This window comes from Streptomyces kebangsaanensis (genome assembly GCF_001906585.1).
Classification (GTDB): Bacteria; Actinomycetota; Actinomycetes; order Streptomycetales; family Streptomycetaceae; genus Streptomyces; species Streptomyces kebangsaanensis.
Genome location: NZ_JUJA01000167.1, coordinates 391638 through 406393 on the forward strand (window position 1 = coordinate 391638; position 14756 = coordinate 406393).

At 72.8% G+C, this 14756-nt stretch carries 13 protein-coding genes and 1 riboswitch; of the genes, 4 read left to right on the plus strand and 9 right to left on the minus strand.

Annotation, left to right across the window (positions count from 1 at the left end; genetic code table 11):
- Nucleotides 1-646 (minus strand): metallophosphoesterase family protein (locus tag RH94_RS36565; RefSeq protein WP_234426290.1); only part of this gene is annotated, 646 nt, incomplete at its 3' end.
- A 258-nt stretch (nucleotides 647-904) separates the two neighbouring features.
- Between RH94_RS36565 and RH94_RS36570 the strand changes: the two genes are divergently transcribed.
- Nucleotides 905-2701, plus strand: a complete 1797-nt coding sequence (locus RH94_RS36570) for an AMP-dependent synthetase/ligase (RefSeq protein WP_073952581.1) — start codon at nucleotides 905-907, stop codon at nucleotides 2699-2701.
- A 58-nt stretch (nucleotides 2702-2759) separates the two neighbouring features.
- Here the strand turns inward: RH94_RS36570 and RH94_RS36575 are convergent, their stop codons facing one another.
- Nucleotides 2760-3902 carry a glycosyltransferase family 4 protein gene (locus RH94_RS36575; RefSeq protein WP_073952582.1) on the minus strand — a complete coding sequence of 381 codons (1143 nt, stop codon included), beginning with the start codon at nucleotides 3900-3902 and terminating at the stop codon, nucleotides 2760-2762.
- Between the two features lie 117 nt (nucleotides 3903-4019).
- Between RH94_RS36575 and RH94_RS36580 the strand changes: the two genes are divergently transcribed.
- Nucleotides 4020-5249 (plus strand): glycosyltransferase family 87 protein, encoded by a 1230-nt coding sequence (locus tag RH94_RS36580; RefSeq protein WP_073952583.1) that lies wholly within the window; start codon nucleotides 4020-4022, stop codon nucleotides 5247-5249.
- On the opposite strand, the gene RH94_RS36585 is transcribed toward RH94_RS36580, so the two are convergent.
- The 5 genes from RH94_RS36585 to RH94_RS36605 form a co-directional block, all read right to left on the minus strand.
- On the minus strand, nucleotides 5206-6396 hold the full coding sequence (locus RH94_RS36585) for a hypothetical protein (RefSeq protein WP_073952584.1): 1191 nt from the start codon (nucleotides 6394-6396) through the stop codon (nucleotides 5206-5208). The two genes, RH94_RS36580 and RH94_RS36585, sit on opposite strands and share 44 nt — an antisense overlap.
- A gap of 32 nt (nucleotides 6397-6428) precedes the next feature.
- Entirely contained in the window at nucleotides 6429-7454 is a 1026-nt protein-coding gene (locus tag RH94_RS36590; protein WP_073952585.1) for a C40 family peptidase, read from the minus strand.
- A 202-nt stretch (nucleotides 7455-7656) separates the two neighbouring features.
- Nucleotides 7657-8706 (minus strand): C40 family peptidase, encoded by a 1050-nt coding sequence (locus RH94_RS36595; RefSeq protein WP_073952650.1) that lies wholly within the window; start codon nucleotides 8704-8706, stop codon nucleotides 7657-7659.
- Between the two features lie 237 nt (nucleotides 8707-8943).
- Entirely contained in the window at nucleotides 8944-10293 is a 1350-nt protein-coding gene (locus tag RH94_RS36600; protein WP_073952586.1) for an NYN domain-containing protein, read from the minus strand.
- A 61-nt stretch (nucleotides 10294-10354) separates the two neighbouring features.
- The gene (locus tag RH94_RS36605) at nucleotides 10355-10594 is read right to left on the minus strand and encodes a hypothetical protein (protein ID WP_014672226.1); all 240 of its coding nucleotides are present in this window, start codon (nucleotides 10592-10594) and stop codon (nucleotides 10355-10357) included.
- 158 nt (nucleotides 10595-10752) lie between these two features.
- Here RH94_RS36605 and RH94_RS36610 point away from each other — a divergent pair, with 158 nt between their 5' ends.
- Together RH94_RS36610 and RH94_RS36615 are read left to right on the plus strand one after the other, a co-directional pair.
- On the plus strand, nucleotides 10753-11532 hold the full coding sequence (locus RH94_RS36610) for a rhomboid family intramembrane serine protease (RefSeq protein WP_079189316.1): 780 nt from the start codon (nucleotides 10753-10755) through the stop codon (nucleotides 11530-11532).
- A complete protein-coding gene (locus RH94_RS36615; RefSeq protein WP_073952588.1) occupies nucleotides 11529-11810 on the plus strand; it encodes an Lrp/AsnC family transcriptional regulator in 282 nt (93 codons plus the stop codon). Before RH94_RS36610 ends, RH94_RS36615 begins: the two co-directional genes overlap by 4 nt.
- 25 nt (nucleotides 11811-11835) lie before the next feature.
- Here the strand turns inward: RH94_RS36615 and RH94_RS36620 are convergent, their stop codons facing one another.
- Both RH94_RS36620 and trpD read right to left on the minus strand, forming a co-directional pair.
- Entirely contained in the window at nucleotides 11836-13191 is a 1356-nt protein-coding gene (locus RH94_RS36620) for an aminotransferase class V-fold PLP-dependent enzyme (RefSeq protein ID WP_073952589.1), read from the minus strand.
- Nucleotides 13192-13375: 184 nt separating this feature from the next.
- Nucleotides 13376-13492, minus strand: a riboswitch (SAM riboswitch).
- Nucleotides 13493-13590: 98 nt separating this feature from the next.
- Nucleotides 13591-14655, minus strand: a complete 1065-nt coding sequence (gene trpD, locus RH94_RS36625; protein ID WP_073952590.1) for an anthranilate phosphoribosyltransferase — start codon at nucleotides 14653-14655, stop codon at nucleotides 13591-13593.
- Nucleotides 14656-14756 lie beyond the last annotated feature (101 nt).

Sequence of the window (14756 nt, forward strand, 5' to 3'; positions counted from 1 at the left end):
GGGCGCGGCTGCCGCGTTCGAAGCGGCGGGCGACGGTGTCGTAGACGAGTTCGGGGACCTCGGGCGGGATGTGGGTGCACAGGACGTCGACCTCGCCGACCGCCTCGATCTTCGCGGCGTACTCCTCGTCGGTGATCTCGTAGGGGGTGCGCATGGGGGTGCGCAGGCCGCCGCCCACGAAGCCGAAGACGCGGCCGCCGATCTCGACGCGTTCCCCGTCGAGCACGGTGGTGCCCTCGCGGGCGTACTCCTTCCACAGGGGCGGCATGTCGACATTGCCGTAGGTGGCGTACGTCGGGGCGGGGAACGCGGCGAAGAGTTCCGTGTACTGCTTGCGCACCGCCTGTTCGATGATCGCCGCGTGGTCGCCGTCGAGGCCCGCCCACAGCCGGGCGCCGAACTCGCGGGCCTCGGCGAAACGGCGGGCGGTGCGCAGCTCGACGATGCGGTCGGCGTTCTCCACGCCGAACAGGTCGGGGAAGATCCCGCGCGAGTGGTCGGCGTAGTCGAGGAAGAGGATCAGGTCGCCGAGGCAGACCAGGGCGTCGGCGCCCTCCCCCGCTCGGGCCAGGTCGCGCGCGTTGCCGTGCACGTCGCTGACCACGTGGACGCGTGTCCTGCCGCCGCCGGCCGTTGTGGGTGCCATGCACATGGAGCGTAGTGAACGAGGGCGGAGCCCGGTGGGCCGTACCGGCGGGATCCGTCGTCACCGGCTGGGCGTTACTGGCTAGGCGTTCAACGGGTCGACTACTGTGCGCACAAGAACATCAGTCCGTGTGACACAGCGAACATCTCGCCGGGACCCCCTGTCGGAGAATCGTACTGACGGGTAACGTCCGGGCCGTCCAGCGTTTCTGGATTTCAACAACGTCGTGGCGCCGGCGCCCTATGAGGAGCAGCAGTCTTGCGCGAGTTCAGTCTTCCGGCTCTCTACGAGGTCCCTGCGGACGGCAACCTGACCGACATCGTCCGCAGAAACGCCGCGCAGCATCCCGATGTCGCCGTGATCGCGCGCAAGGTCGGCGGCGTCTGGCAGGACGTGACGGCACGGGACTTCCTCGCCGAGGTGCACGCCGCCGCCAAGGGGCTCATCGCCTCCGGTGTCCAGCCGGGTGACCGGGTGGGTCTGATGTCGCGGACGCGTTACGAGTGGACGCTGCTGGACTTCGCGATCTGGAGCGCGGGCGCCGTCACCGTGCCGGTGTACGAGACCAGCTCGGCGGAGCAGGTGCAGTGGATCCTCGGCGACTCCGGCGCGACCGCCTGCATCGTGGAGCTGGACAGCCACGCCGCCGCCGTGGAGTCGGTGCGCGAGTCGCTGCCCGCGCTGAAGAACGTCTGGCAGATCGAGGCCGGCGCGGTCGAGGAGCTGGGCCGGGCCGGGCAGGACATCAGTGACGCCACGGTCGAGGAGCGCGGTTCGCTGGCGAAGGCCGACGATCCGGCGACCATCGTGTACACGAGCGGGACCACCGGGCGGCCCAAGGGGTGCGTGCTCACCCACCGTTCCTTCTTCGCCGAGTGCGGGAACGTGGTGGAACGGCTGCGCCCGCTGTTCCGTACCGGTGAGTGCTCCGTGCTGCTCTTCCTGCCGCTGGCGCACGTCTTCGGGCGGCTGGTGCAGGTCGCGCCGATGATGGCGCCGATCAAGCTGGGCTGTGTGCCGGACATCAAGAACCTCACCGACGAACTGGCCGCCTTCCGCCCGACGCTGATCCTCGGCGTCCCCCGGGTCTTCGAGAAGGTCTACAACGCGGCCCGCGCCAAGGCGCAGGCGGACGGCAAGGGCAGGATCTTCGACAGGGCCGCGGACACGGCGATCGCGTACAGCAGGGCACTGGACACTCCGGGGGGACCGTCCCTCGGGCTCAGGGTCAAGCACAAGGTCTTCGACAAACTGGTCTACAGCAAGCTGCGCGCGGTGCTCGGCGGGCGCGGCGAGTACGCCATCTCCGGCGGCGCCCCGCTCGGCGAGCGCCTGGGCCACTTCTTCCGCGGCATCGGCTTCACGGTGCTGGAGGGCTACGGCCTGACCGAGTCCTGCGCGGCCACCGCCTTCAACCCCTGGGACCGGCAGAAGATCGGTACGGTCGGGCAGCCGCTGCCGGGGTCCGTGGTCCGTATCGCGGGCGACGGGGAGGTGCTGCTGCACGGCGAGCACCTGTTCAAGGAGTACTGGAACAACCCGGCCGCGACGCGGGAGGCGCTGGCCGACGGCTGGTTCCACACCGGTGACCTCGGCACCCTCGACGAGGACGGGTACCTGCGGATCACCGGGCGGAAGAAGGAGATCATCGTCACCGCGGGCGGCAAGAACGTCGCCCCGGCCGTGATCGAGGACCGTATCCGGGCGCACGCGCTGGTCGCGGAGTGCATGGTGGTGGGCGACGGACGGCCGTTCGTGGGCGCGCTGGTCACCCTGGACGAGGAGTTCCTGGGCCGCTGGTGCGCCGAGCACGGCAAGCCCGCCGGCTCCACCGCGGCGTCGCTGCGCGAGGACCCGGATCTGCTGGCGGCGGTCCAGACGGCGGTCGACGACGGCAACTCCGCGGTGTCGAAGGCGGAGTCGGTGCGGAAGTTCCGCGTTCTGCCCGCCCAGTTCACCGAGGAGTCGGGACACCTCACCCCGTCGCTGAAGCTCAAGCGGAACGTGGTCGCCAAGGACTACGCGGACGAGATCGAGGCCCTCTACGCCAAGTAGAGCCCCGTTGCCCTCCGCGCCGGGCAGAGCCTCGTCGCCCTCCGCGCCGAGCAGGGCCTCACAGAAGCTCCTTGAGCCGGTCCGCCAGCAGGTCCCAGCGCCACTTCTCCTCGACCCAGCGCCGGCCCCGCTCCCCCATGCGGCGGCGCAGCCCGTCGTCGCCGAGGAGGGCGACGACGCGGTCGGCGGCCTCCTCGGGGACGCCGCCGCGCACCACCCAGCCGGTCTCGCCGTCGAGCACCGCGTCGGGCGCGCCGCCGGAGTCCCCGGCGACGACGGGCAGCCCGGTCGCGGACGCCTCCAGGTAGACGATGCCCAGGCCCTCGACGTCGAGTCCGCCGCGCCGGGTGCGGCACGGCATGGCGAAGACGTCGCCGGCGCCGTAGTGCGCGGGCAGTTCGGCCCAGGGCACCGGGCCGGTGAAGCGCACGGAAGCGGCCACCCCGGTCTCCCGCGCGAGCCTGCGCAGGTCCTTCTCGTACGGCCCGCCGCCGACGATCAGCAGCACGGTGTCGGGCTCGGCGGCCAGGATCCGGGGCATGGCCCGGATCAGGGTGTCCTGGCCCTTGCGCCGCACCAGTCGTGAGACGCAGACGACCACCGGCCGGTCCGTGAGCCCGAGCCGGGCGCGCACCTCGTCGCCGCCCGAGTCCGGGTGGAAGGTCTTCTCGTCGACCCCCGGCGGCAGTTGCACCATCCGCGCGGCGGCCTCGGGGGTCAGCGCGGCGGCGATCCGGGAGCGGGTGTACTCGCCGAGGTAGGTGATCGTGTCCGTGGACTCCCCGATGCGGCCCAGCAGCCCGCGGGCGGCGGGCAGTTGGGCCCATCCGGCCTCGTGGCCGTGGGTGGTGGCCACCAGCCGCCGGGCGCCCGCCCGCCTGAGGGCCGGTGCCATCAGGCCGAGCGGGGCCGCCGCCCCGAACCACACCGAGGTGCACCCGTGTTCCCGCAGCAGCCCGACCGCGCGCCGGGTCGCCCGCGGGGTGGGCAGCAGCATCGTCGTACGGTCGCGTACCACGGTGAAGGGCTGCTCCGCGTCGAACGCCGCCGTCGCCTCGACGCCCTCACGGCTCCGCTTCCAGGTGGAGGCGTGGACGACCAGTCGCTCCGGGTCCAGCCGCAGCGCCATGTTGTGCAGGAACGCCTGGATCCCGCCGGGCCGGGGCGGGAAGTCATTGGTCACGATGAGGGTCTTGTGCATCGCCGCCGACCCTACCCAACCGGGGCGGGAGGGCCGGACACGGCCGTGCCTCCCGGCCCGCGCACAGCCGGCCGGGAGATCATGCCCGGGACGGAGAGCCGACGGACGGGACCTGGGGTGGACGGGACGGGCACGAGGCGGGGTCCGGCAGGGGTGCTGGCGGCCTGGGGGATCACCCGGGCGGTGCTGCTGCTCCTCGTCCTCAAGGTGTTCGTCCTTCCGGGGCCGGACGTCACCAGTGACGTGTCGGTGATCTACCGGGGGTGGTACGAGGTGCTGCGGGGCGGCACCTTCCCGCTGGACGACGTCACCTGGCAGTACCCGCCCGGCGCCGCGCTGGCGGTCCTCTCCCCCGCCGTCCTGCCGTTCCTGGACTACACCGCCGCCTTCGTCGTCCTGGCCATGCTGGCCGACCTGGCGGTGCTGTGCCTGCTGCTGTACGGCGGCCGGCGCCCCGGCCGGCCGTTGCGCGGCGCCCGGGTGTGGACGGTGGGCGCGGCCCTGCTCGGCCCGACCCTGTACACGCGCTACGACGTGATGGTGGCCGCGGTGGCCGTGGCCGCGCTGTTCGCGGGGGCCCGGCGCCCGCGGGCGATGGGGGCACTGGCCGGCTTCGGGGCGCTGCTGAAGGTGTGGCCGGCGCTGCTGCTGGCCGGCGCGGTCCGGCGCCGGTCGTGGGTGGCCGCGGCGGTGACCGCGGCCGGCCTCGGCTCGCTGTTCGTCCTCGCCCTGCCCGGGGCGCTGTCCTTCCTGACCGCCCAGCGCGACCGGGGGACGGAGGTGGAGTCGCTGGGCGGGCTCGTCTTCCAGGTGGCCCGGCACTTCGGCTGGGACGGGCAAGTGCTGCTGAACTACGGCTCGGTGGAGTTCGTCGGGCCGTACGTCGACGTGGTGAGCACCGCCTCCCTGGCGCTGACGGCAGCGGCGTTCGGCTGGCTGCTGTGGTGGCGGCTGCGCGCGCGCCTCTTCGGTCCGGCCGCCCCGGCGGACGCCGCGTTCACGGCCGTCCTGCTGTTCACCGTCACCAGCCGTGTGATCAGTCCGCAGTACGTGGTGTGGCTGGTCGCCCTGGCCGCCGTCTGCCTGTGCTTCCAGGGCAGCGGGATGGGCCGGCCCGCCGGCCTGGTGCTGGCGGCGGCCTTGGTGACGGTCCTGGAGTTCCCGGTCCTCTTCGGGTCCGTCGTGGCCGGCGACCTCCTGGGCGTGGGCCTGCTGTTCGTCCGCAACGGCCTGCTGGTCGCCGCCTGCGCGACCGCGTGCCGCGCGCTGTGGCGCTCGACGGTGCCCGGCCCGACCGGCCCGGTCAGCCCAGTTGGTTCCTCAGGTACTCGCGCCACTGCCCGGTGAACCGCTCCAGGGTGGTGCCGAGGATCCTGTGCAGGGCCTCCTCGACGGCGCCCTCGCGTCGGGTGTGGGTGCCGACGGCCCGGTAGAAGGCGTCGAGGTCGTGTTCGCCCCAGTGGGCGGCGATCATCCGGCAGGCCATCCAGCCGCTCTCGTAGGCCTGGGCGAGCCGGGCGGGGTCGCCGGTGAAGCCGAAGTCCCGGTCGGTGGGCAGGGCGGCCGGAACGTTTCCGTCGGAGACGGCTCGCTGGAGTTCCGGGGCGGCCTGGACCGGGGTGCGGCCGGTGCGGCGGTAGCCGACCCAGTCGGCGTAGCCCTCGGAGAGCCACAGCGGGGTGGCGGGGTTGGTGTGGGCGCGGGTGGCGACGTGGGCCGTCTCGTGGGTGAGCACGACCTGTTTGCCGAGCGGGCCGAGCGTGCCGTAGGCGTCGGGGTTGACGATGATCCGGTCCGCGGGCGCCCGGCCCGTGCCTCCGGTCTCGCCCGTGGTGACGGCGGCGATCCCGCGGTAGTTGGCGGCGGGCGAGCCGAGCAGTCCGGCCATGTCCCGCAGGGATCCCGGGACGAGCAGCAGGACGCGCCGGCTCCAGTCGGTGCCCCACGCCTCCGTCACCGCGGGCACCGCGTGGTCGGCCAGGCCGGCGTAGCGGCGCAGGGTCGCGGTGGACTGGCCGACGCCGAGGACGAGGCTGCGCCGCCCGTGGACCACCGACACCGGGCCCTGGTCCCACAGCTGCTGGGCGGACTTCTTCCCGGGGCGGTCGGAGTCGACGTACCACGTGCCGTCGGCGCGGGTGGACAGGGTGAGCGTGCGGCCCACGGTGACCGGTGCCTTGTCGTACCCGGTCACCCGGTAGCGCAGTTCGGCGTGTGCGGTGGCGGTGCGGCCGGTGCGGTGCAGGGCCGTCAGTCGGTAGGACCAGGCCGTCAGCGGTACGGACCTCAGGTTCGCGTACGGGGCGCGGGTGCCGGTGGCCGCGTGGGCCGCCGGGTCGTGGTGGAGGACGGCCGCGGCCCGCCGGTCGAGCACCCGCTGCACCTGGGCCCTGGCGGTGTCGGCCGCGGACGGCCCGCCGCAGGCCGTCAGGGAGGCGAGCAGCAGGCACACCGCCAGGAGCGAGCTCCTCGACGCCCGCCAACGATCAGCCATTTCCCGATCGTACGGCGGCACCGGGGCGGCCGTCAGACCCTGGTGACCGACGAGACGGGCATCATGTTCACCGGGTCGTAGCGGACCGGGGCGCCCGGGTGGGGGGCGTGGATCACCCGGCCGCCCCCCACGTACATCGCGACGTGTCCGGCGTCGGAGCGGTAGACGACGAGGTCGCCGGGCCGGGCCTGGGACAGCGGGACGTGCCGGCCGGCGTTGCGCTGCTCCTGCGAGGTGCGCGGCAGGTGCACCCCGGCCTGTGCGTACGCCCACTGCATCAGGCCCGAACAGTCGAAGCCGGAGGGCCCGTTGGCGCCCCAGACGTAGGGGCGGCCGAGCGCGGAGCGGACGGCGGCGACGGCGGCGGCCGCGCGGGCGGAGGCGGCCGGGCCGTCGTCGAGGACGGGGAGGAGGCCGTCGCGGCGGGAGCGGGAGGTACGGTCGTAGGCCTCGCGCTCCGACGGGGACAGGGAGTTCAGCAGCCGCCGGGCCCTGGCCAGTTTCCGCTCGACGGTGCGTTTGTGGGTGGCGGCCGCCTCGCGGTTCCTGTCGAGTTCGGCGAGGGCGCGGGCGGCCTCGGCGCGCTCCTGGGAGATTTCGCGCAGGGCCTGTCGCAGGTCCTTCAGTTCGCCGGCCTGGTGGGTGCTGATCCGGTCGAGGGCGGTGGCCCGGTCGAGGTAGTCGGCCGGGTCGCGGGAGAACAGCAGGGCGAGGGAGGGGTCGATGCCGGAGCGGTACTGGGCGCCGGCGACGGCACCGAGCGTCTGTCTGAGGTCGTTGACGCGCTGCTGCTGCCGGGCGATGCGGTCCTGGAGGTCGCGCACCCGGTCACGCAGCAGGCCGGCGCGCTCGGTGGCCTTGTTGTAGGCCTCGGTCGCCGTCTCGGCCTCCTGGTGGAGGCGGTCGACCTCGGCCCGGGCCTCGCCGTGCGGCGCGGCGGCGGCCGAGCCGGCCGGTACGGCGCCCAGGACGGTGGCCGCGGCGGTCAGAAGACCGGCGGCGACGGTGGAGCCCCGGTCGAACCCGGAGGACGGTGCAAGGCGGCGATGGAACCCCACGGGAAGCCGCGCTCCTTCCGCTGGCGGACAGGGAAACGCGGCAGACAGTAGCCCCCCGGCAACGGAGCCGACCAACGGCCCCGGCGGCCGCACGTGGTGAGGCCCCGCCTCCTACGCAGGTCACCGGCGGGGCACGGGGTCACAGCGGGGTGCCGGGATTCGCCCGTTCGGGCGAGTACGGCGTCATGATCCCGGGGTGGGATCAGACGCGGACACCGAACATGAAGGGGCCACCCATGGTGCCGAACGACTCGTAGCGCACGACGGTTCCGGGGCGCGGGGCGTGCAGCACCTGGCCGTTGCCCGCGTAGAGGCCGACGTGGTGCAGGTCGTTGAAGAAGAACACCAGGTCGCCGACCTGCAGTTGGCTCTGCGAGTAGATGCGGGTGCCTATGTTGGCCTGGGACTCGGAGGTACGCGGGATGCCGATGCCGGCCTGCGCGTACGCCCAGGAGGTCAGACCCGAGCAGTCGAAGGAGGACGGGCCGTTGGCACCGTAGACGTAGGGCGAGCCGACCTTGCCCTGGGCGGCGGCGTAGGCGGAGCCGACCCGGCCGGAGGCGGGCTTGACGCTGCCGCCGGTGTCGCTCATCACGGTGCGCTCGGCGGCCCGGCTGGCGCGGGACTCCTCGGCCGCGAGCGTCGCCTTCTCCTCGGCCGTGAGGCTGTTGAGCAGCCGCTGCGCCTCGGCGAGCTTGGTCTGGGCTTCCTTCTTCTTGTTGCCCAGCTCGGTGCGGGTGGCGGCGAGGTCCTTGAGCTTGGTGGTGGCCTCGGCCCGCTCCTGGGCGAGTTCGCGCTGTTTGTCCTGGACCTTCTTCATCGCCTCGACCTGCTGGCCGCTCAACTGGTCGAGCGTGGAGGCCTTGTCGAGGTAGTCGTCCGGGTCGGCGGACAGGAAGAGCTGGAGCGAGGGGTCGATCCCGCCGGTGCGGTACTGGCCGGCCGCCACCGAACCGAGGTGGTCGCGCAGCTGGTTCAGCTCCTGCTGACCGCGGGCGACGTTGTCCTGGATGGTGGAGATCTCCTTCTGGAGCTTCTCCTGCTTCTCCTTGGCCCCGTTGTACTTCTCGGTGGCCTGCTCCGCCTGCTGGTAGAGCTTGTCGACCTGGGACTTGACCTCGTCCTTGCTCGGCTTCGCGCTCGGGGCGGCGTTCGCCGCCTGGGCGCTGACGGCTACGGCCGCTGCTGCCACGGTGGTGAGCACGCTCACACGTGCGCGGCTCGGCTGCTTGGGTCGACGGTGGGACGCCACGGAAGCGAGCTCCTTCTTCTGAGTGATCACCCGCTCGGAGGTTCGACGCCTGACCTTAGTGACCTCATCGTGACGAATTCAAATCCTCCGCCGAAAAATCCCGGCACGCAATACGTTCTTTGCCTTCAACTCACCATAAGTAAAGTCGGGTTGACGCTGAGTCGCGCGACAGTCCCGGTAATTCAGGCCTTAAACCCGTACGTTTCCCTTGAGGCGCATATTGCGTTATGCCCGTTTTCAGCCGCGCGACAGACGTTTGAGGAGCACCGCCGACGCGACCGGCCGCGCGCCCGCCCTCGCGACCCCGTCGGCCACCTCCCGGTCGGTGGAGGCGACGATGACCGGCCGGCCCGGCGGCTCGGCCCGCACCAGCTGACGGATCAACTCGTCCGCGGTGACGCCCGGTTTGGAGAACAACACCCGCACCCCGCGCGGCGGCGCCAGCAGCACCGGCGCGGCCAGCTCGGCCCCGTCGAAGACACAGGTGACCTCCGCGCCGGTCTGCGCGGCGAGCTGCGAGAGCTGACCGAGGAGCCTGAGCCGCTGCTTCTCCAGCGGCATCTGGGGATAGCCGGTCTTGGTGACGTTGTAGCCGTCGACCACCAGATGCGCCTGCGGCAGCGCGAGCAGCTGGTCGAGGATCGCCGGGTCGTGCTCGGACAGCGCGCGGGCGGCGATGTCCTTGGGCGTCATCCGGCCCGGCTCCACCGCGTCCACGGTTTCCGCGGGCCGCACCGACACCGGCGGCAGCGCCAGCTCCCGGCGCAGCCCCTGGGCCGCGTCGAGCACGGTGTCCAGCAGCAGCCGTACCCGCATGTCCTCGACGCTGCGCCCCTCGCGGGCCGCCCTGCGGGTGGCTTCGAGCACGGTCTCCGCCTCGCCCAGGCGCCCTTTGATCCGCCGGGTCTCGCTCTCGGCGGCCGACACCTGCGCCTGCCCCTCGGCACGCACGGCCTCCGCCTCGGCACGCGCCTTGCGCAGCGCGGCCTCACCCCGCTTGACGTCGCTGAGCGCGGCCCGCAGCTTGCGGTGCAGCGAATCGGCCTCTTTCCTGGCGGCGTCCAGCTCGGCGCGCAGCCGCTCGGTGTCGGCCCGGGTCTGCTCACGGGCCGCCGCCAGCTCGGCGCGCAGCCGCTCCAGCTCGGCCCGGCTTTCCTCGTCGGCGCGCTCGGCGTCCGCCCGCTGGGCCTCCTCGCCGGCCGCGGTCACCAGCTTCACCCAGCCCGCCGGCCGCAGTACATAGGCCGCGGCCGCCACGTCGAGCGGGTCCGCGGCCGGGAGCGGCGAGCCGGAGTCCAGGGCACCGGACAGCTCCGGCTGATCCTCTCTGAACTTCTCCCCGATACGCTGGCGGAACACCGGATCGGTCTCCAGCGCCGCCGCCATCGCGTTGCCCGCGAACTTCGCCCGGCGGCTGGGGGTGAACCGGGCGTACTGCCGCAGCTGCGCCGGCAGCTCGCCGACCCGCAGCCCGCCGAAGGCGTCGGAGACCATCTGCACGACCCGGCGGCGCACCCCGTCGGGCAGCGGACGGCCGAACACCTCAGCGGCGCCGTCGCCCGGCCCCCCGCCTCGTGTCTCCACCATCCGTCAACCCCAATGCTTGCGGGACCCCCGTGGGGGACCGTCCGTACGGGACCCGCTCCGCTCAGGAGCCGGCGCCCGGCCTGTCCACGAGTTCCACCTGGTCCACGGCGTTGCACCAGCGGCAGCGCACCGACTCGATCGTCTCACTGACCACCTCGCGCTCCTCGACCGTGGGCTCTCCGGCCAGATCGAGGTGGACGTACTCGACGACCTTCGACGAGCGCGTCACGTCGAAGCGGGTGAGGTTGCCGCAGAGGGTGCAGCGCCACCGCGTCGTGGCGGTCGGCAGGGGAACCGTCATCGTGACTGTTCGCCTTCCTTCTAGTTTCCGTGACGCGCCGGCCTCCCCGGGGCGTGTGGCACGTAACCCTACGGCCTGACGGCGACTCGTCGCTGGGTGTGTCCATGACGGCGAGGCGGTCCGTGCGGGTACGTCCCGTTACGCCATGCTCTGTGCACATGACCGGCAAAAGGAAGACGGCGGCCCCCCGGGCGGTCAGGCTAGTCAAGGCAGTCGGAGCGGTCAGGGCGGCAGGGGCCGTACGGACCGTGCGGGCGCCGGTGACGTGCGCCCTGATCGTCCTGTGCTGCCTGGTCTTCGTGACCGGCCCGGCGGCGGGCCTCGACCCCCGCTACGGCACCGGTGACGCGCTGCTGCTCGCCCAGCGGGCGTACTTCCGGCGCTGGGGCGTGGTCCCCGCCGAGCTGTTCACCGGCGCACCACGGGCCGCCCTCACCCCGGCGACGGCCCTGTTCGTGCACGGCGGCTGGGTGCATCTGCTCGGCAACATGCTCTTCCTCTACGTCTTCGGGGCGATGACCGAGGAACGCATGGGCCGCGTCCGGTTCACCCTGTTCTACGTCGGCTGCGGCTACCTCGCCCTGGTGGGCTACGCGGCCGCCAACCCCGCCTCCGGGCAGTCCCTGGTGGGGGCCTCGGGAGCGATCTCGGCGGTCCTCGGCGCGTTTCTCTACCTGTTCCCCCGGGCCAGGGTGACCAGTCTCTTCCCGTTCCTGTTCTTCCTGCCCCTGCGGTTTCCCGCATGGGTCGTACTGCCGTTCTGGGCGGCCCTGCAGTGGCTGGCCGCCGGACGCGCGGCGCAGGGACCGGGCGTGGCCTACCTCGCCCACGTGGTGGGCTTCGCCCTGGGCTTCGCCTGCGCGTGGGCCGGATTCGGCCGGGAGACTAGAGTGAGGGCCGCCCCTGCTCCGGCCCCCGAGGGAGAGAAACAGCCGTGATCACCGCGATCGTCCTCATCAAGACCAGCGTGGACCGGATCCCCGAGATCGCCGAGCGGATCGCCTCACTGGACAGCGTGAGCGAGGTGTTCTCCGTGACCGGGACGTACGACCTGATCGCCATGGTGCGGGTGCGGCAGCACGAGGACCTGGCGGAGGTCATCCCGGGGCGGATCAGCAAGATCCCCGGGGTGGAGGCCACGGACACGCACGTGGCTTTCCGGACGTACTCCCAGCACGACCTGGAGGCGGCGTTCGCGATCGGTCTCGATTCCTGACGCCGCCTCCCGGCGCCCCCTCGGGTCAGACCGAGGGGACGCAGCGGCCGTTCTCCGTGCGGTAGGTCCACTTCGCGCCGTTCCTGACCAGTTCCCCCACCGCCGTCACGAAGCGTTCGACGTGCTCGTCGGGGGTGCCCGCGCCGAAGCTGACGCGGACGGCGGCGTCGGGGCCGCCGCACTCGCCCCGGGTCCGCGGGTCGCCGCCCAGCAGGGTGCGGAGCAGGGGGTGGGCGCAGAAGAGGCCGTCGCGGACGCCGATGCCGTACTCGGCGGAGAGCGCGGCGGCGAAGTGGGCGCTGTTCCAGCCCGCGACCACGAAGGAGATCACGCCGACCCGCGGGGCGTCCGCGTCGAAGAGGGACAGGATCCTCACCTCCGGGACCTCGGCCAAACCTTCGCGGACCGTGCGGATCAGGTGCTGCTCGCGGGCGACCAGCGTGTCGAAGCCGGCCTCGGTCAGCGCCGTGCAGGCGGAGGCGATGGCGTAGGCGCCGATGACGTTCGGGGAGCCGGCCTCGTGGCGGGCCTCGCCGTCGTGCCACTGGACGTCCACTCCCCCGTCGGCGCGCCGCGCGACCTCGCGGCTCGCGCCGCCGCCCGCCAGGTACGGCTCGGCCTCGCGCAGCCAGTCGGCGCGGCCGGCCAGCACGCCCGCGCCGAAGGGGGCGTACAGCTTGTGGCCCGAGAAGGCGACCCAGTCGACGTCCAGGTCGCGGACCGACACCGGGTGGTGCGGGGCGAGCTGGGCGGCGTCCAGGACGATCCGGGCGCCGTGTGCGTGCGCGGCGGCGGCCAGCTCCCGTACGGGCCACAGCTCACCGGTGACGTTGGAGGCACCGGTGACACAGACCAGGGCCGGACCGTAGGGGTCGCGGTCGGCCAGGGCCAACTCCAGGGCCCGTACGGCCTGCCGCGGGGTGCGCGGGGCGTCGAGGCAGGTGACCTGCGCGTGCCGCCAGGGCAGCAGGGAGGCGTGGTGCTCGGTCTCGAAGACGAAGACCTGGCAGCCGGCCGGGAGCGCGCGGGCCAGGAGGTTCAGGGAGTCGGTGGTGGAGCGGGTGAAGACCACCTGGTCGGTGCCGCGGCAGTCGAGGAACCCGGCGACCGTCTTCCGGGCGTTCTCGAACAGCTCGGTGGAGAGCCGGGAGAGGTGGCCGGCGCCGCGGTGCACGCTGCCGTAGTACGGCGCGTACGCCGCCACGTCGTCCCAGACCCGCTGGAGGGCGGGCGCGCTGGCCGCGTAGTCGAGCGCGGCGTAGGTGACCTCGCCCCCGGTGACGAGGGGAACGGTGACGTCCTGTCCCAGAACGGGCAGGGGGGCGCAAACGGACTGCTGGTCGGTGGCGGCGACGGCGGCGGCGACGGTGGAGACGGACATGGGTGGACTCCCGTGGAAGCAGGCGGAATCACCACGCGAGCAGGCATGACACGGCACGGCACGGCATGGCTCAAGCGTGGAGAAAGGTGAAGAGGGGGTGCGGAGGCGGGGCTCTACGCCCTAGCGCATTCGCTTGCTCACGGAAGGCTCCCTCGTACGACCAGGACCCCTGGTTGACGCGAGGGGTCCGCGCTTGCCGCGGGCCTCGCTGCCCACGGCCTGGTCCTCACCCGGGGCACCCCGCCACGGACGGAGGGTTGCCGGACAGCCGGCCGGGGCCACATGGCTGTCACTCATGACCTGGTTCAGCATCCTGCCACACGCTCTTCGACGCGCAAGGCGCAGTCCGGATCCTGGACTGCGCCTCGCGACCGCGCCTCGCGTCGAAGCGGCAGTGTCTCAGGCGTTGCTGGCCGCCACCCAGCGCTCCAGCGTGCGCTTGGCCGCCCCGGAGTCGATCGACTCCGCGGCGCGGTCCATGCCGGCCCGCAGCTGCTCGGCGAGCGTGCCCGAGCCCGGCTGCAGCGCCACCAGCGCCGCCGCCGAGTTCAGCAGGACGGCGTCCCGTACGGGCCCCTTCTCGCCGTCCAGCACGCGCCGGGCGACCTCGGCGTTGTAGGAGGCGTCCGCGCCGCGCAGGGCGTCCACGGGCACCAGCTCGATGCCGACGTCGCGCGGGTCGAAGGTCTCCTCGGTGACCTTGCCGTCCCGGACGATCCACACCCGGGAGGTGGAGGTCGTGGTGAGCTCGTCCAGCCCGTCGTCGCCCCGGAAGACCAGGGAGGAGTGGCCGCGCTCGGCGAAGACCCCGGCGACGACCGGCGCCATGCGCGGGTCCGCGACCCCGACGGCCTGGGCCCGCACCCTGGCCGGGTTGGTCAGCGGGCCGAGCACGTTGAACACCGTGCGGATGGCCAACTGGCCACGCGCGGCACCGGCGTGGCGCAGCGCCGGGTGGAACTTGACGGCGAAGCAGAAGGTGATCCCGGCCTCCCGGGCGACCTCGGCCACCCGCCGCGGGGTCAGCTCCAGGTTGACGCCGAGCTTCTCCAGCACGTCGGAGGCCCCGGAGGCGGAGGAAGCGGCCCGGTTGCCGTGCTTGACGACGCTGGCGCCCGTGCCGGCCACGACGATCGAGGACATCGTGGAGATGTTCACCGTCTTCGCGCCGTCGCCGCCCGTGCCGACGATGTCGACGGTCGCGCCCGGAACCTCTATCACGTTCGCGTGCTCGTACATCGCGCGGACCAGGCCGGTGATCTCCTCCACCGTCTCGCCCTTGGCCCGCAGGGCCACCACGAACCCGGCGATCTGCGCGTCGGTCGCCTCGCCGCGCATGATCAGGTCCATCGCCCAGGCGGTCTCGTCGGCGGTGAGGTTCCGGCCCTCCAGCAGGCCGTTCAGCAGGACGGGCCAGGAACGGCCCGCCGCGGTGTCGCCTCCAGCGGGGGTCACAGCGCTCATAAGCCGCTCCTGGGTCGGTGTCCCGTGCTGCGGGACTCGAATCTCGAACAGGTTCCACCCTATCCAGCCCGGCGCACGGCGAGAGGCCCCGTCCGGGGTTC

What these genes read in the sequence shown, in the direction of transcription:
- RH94_RS36575 (WP_073952582.1), bottom strand. Translation starts at nt 3,902, where the DNA reads ATGCACAAGACCCTCATCGTGACCAATGACTTCCCGCCCCGGCCCGGC.
- RH94_RS36585 (WP_073952584.1), bottom strand. Translation starts at nt 6,396, where the DNA reads ATGGCTGATCGTTGGCGGGCGTCGAGGAGCTCGCTCCTGGCGGTGTGC.
- RH94_RS36600 (WP_073952586.1), bottom strand. Translation starts at nt 10,293, where the DNA reads ATGGTGGAGACACGAGGCGGGGGGCCGGGCGACGGCGCCGCTGAGGTG.
- RH94_RS36605 (WP_014672226.1), bottom strand. Translation starts at nt 10,594, where the DNA reads ATGACGGTTCCCCTGCCGACCGCCACGACGCGGTGGCGCTGCACCCTC.
- RH94_RS36610 (WP_079189316.1), top strand. Translation starts at nt 10,753, where the DNA reads ATGACCGGCAAAAGGAAGACGGCGGCCCCCCGGGCGGTCAGGCTAGTC.
- RH94_RS36620 (WP_073952589.1), bottom strand. Translation starts at nt 13,191, where the DNA reads ATGTCCGTCTCCACCGTCGCCGCCGCCGTCGCCGCCACCGACCAGCAG.
- trpD (WP_073952590.1), bottom strand. Translation starts at nt 14,655, where the DNA reads ATGAGCGCTGTGACCCCCGCTGGAGGCGACACCGCGGCGGGCCGTTCC.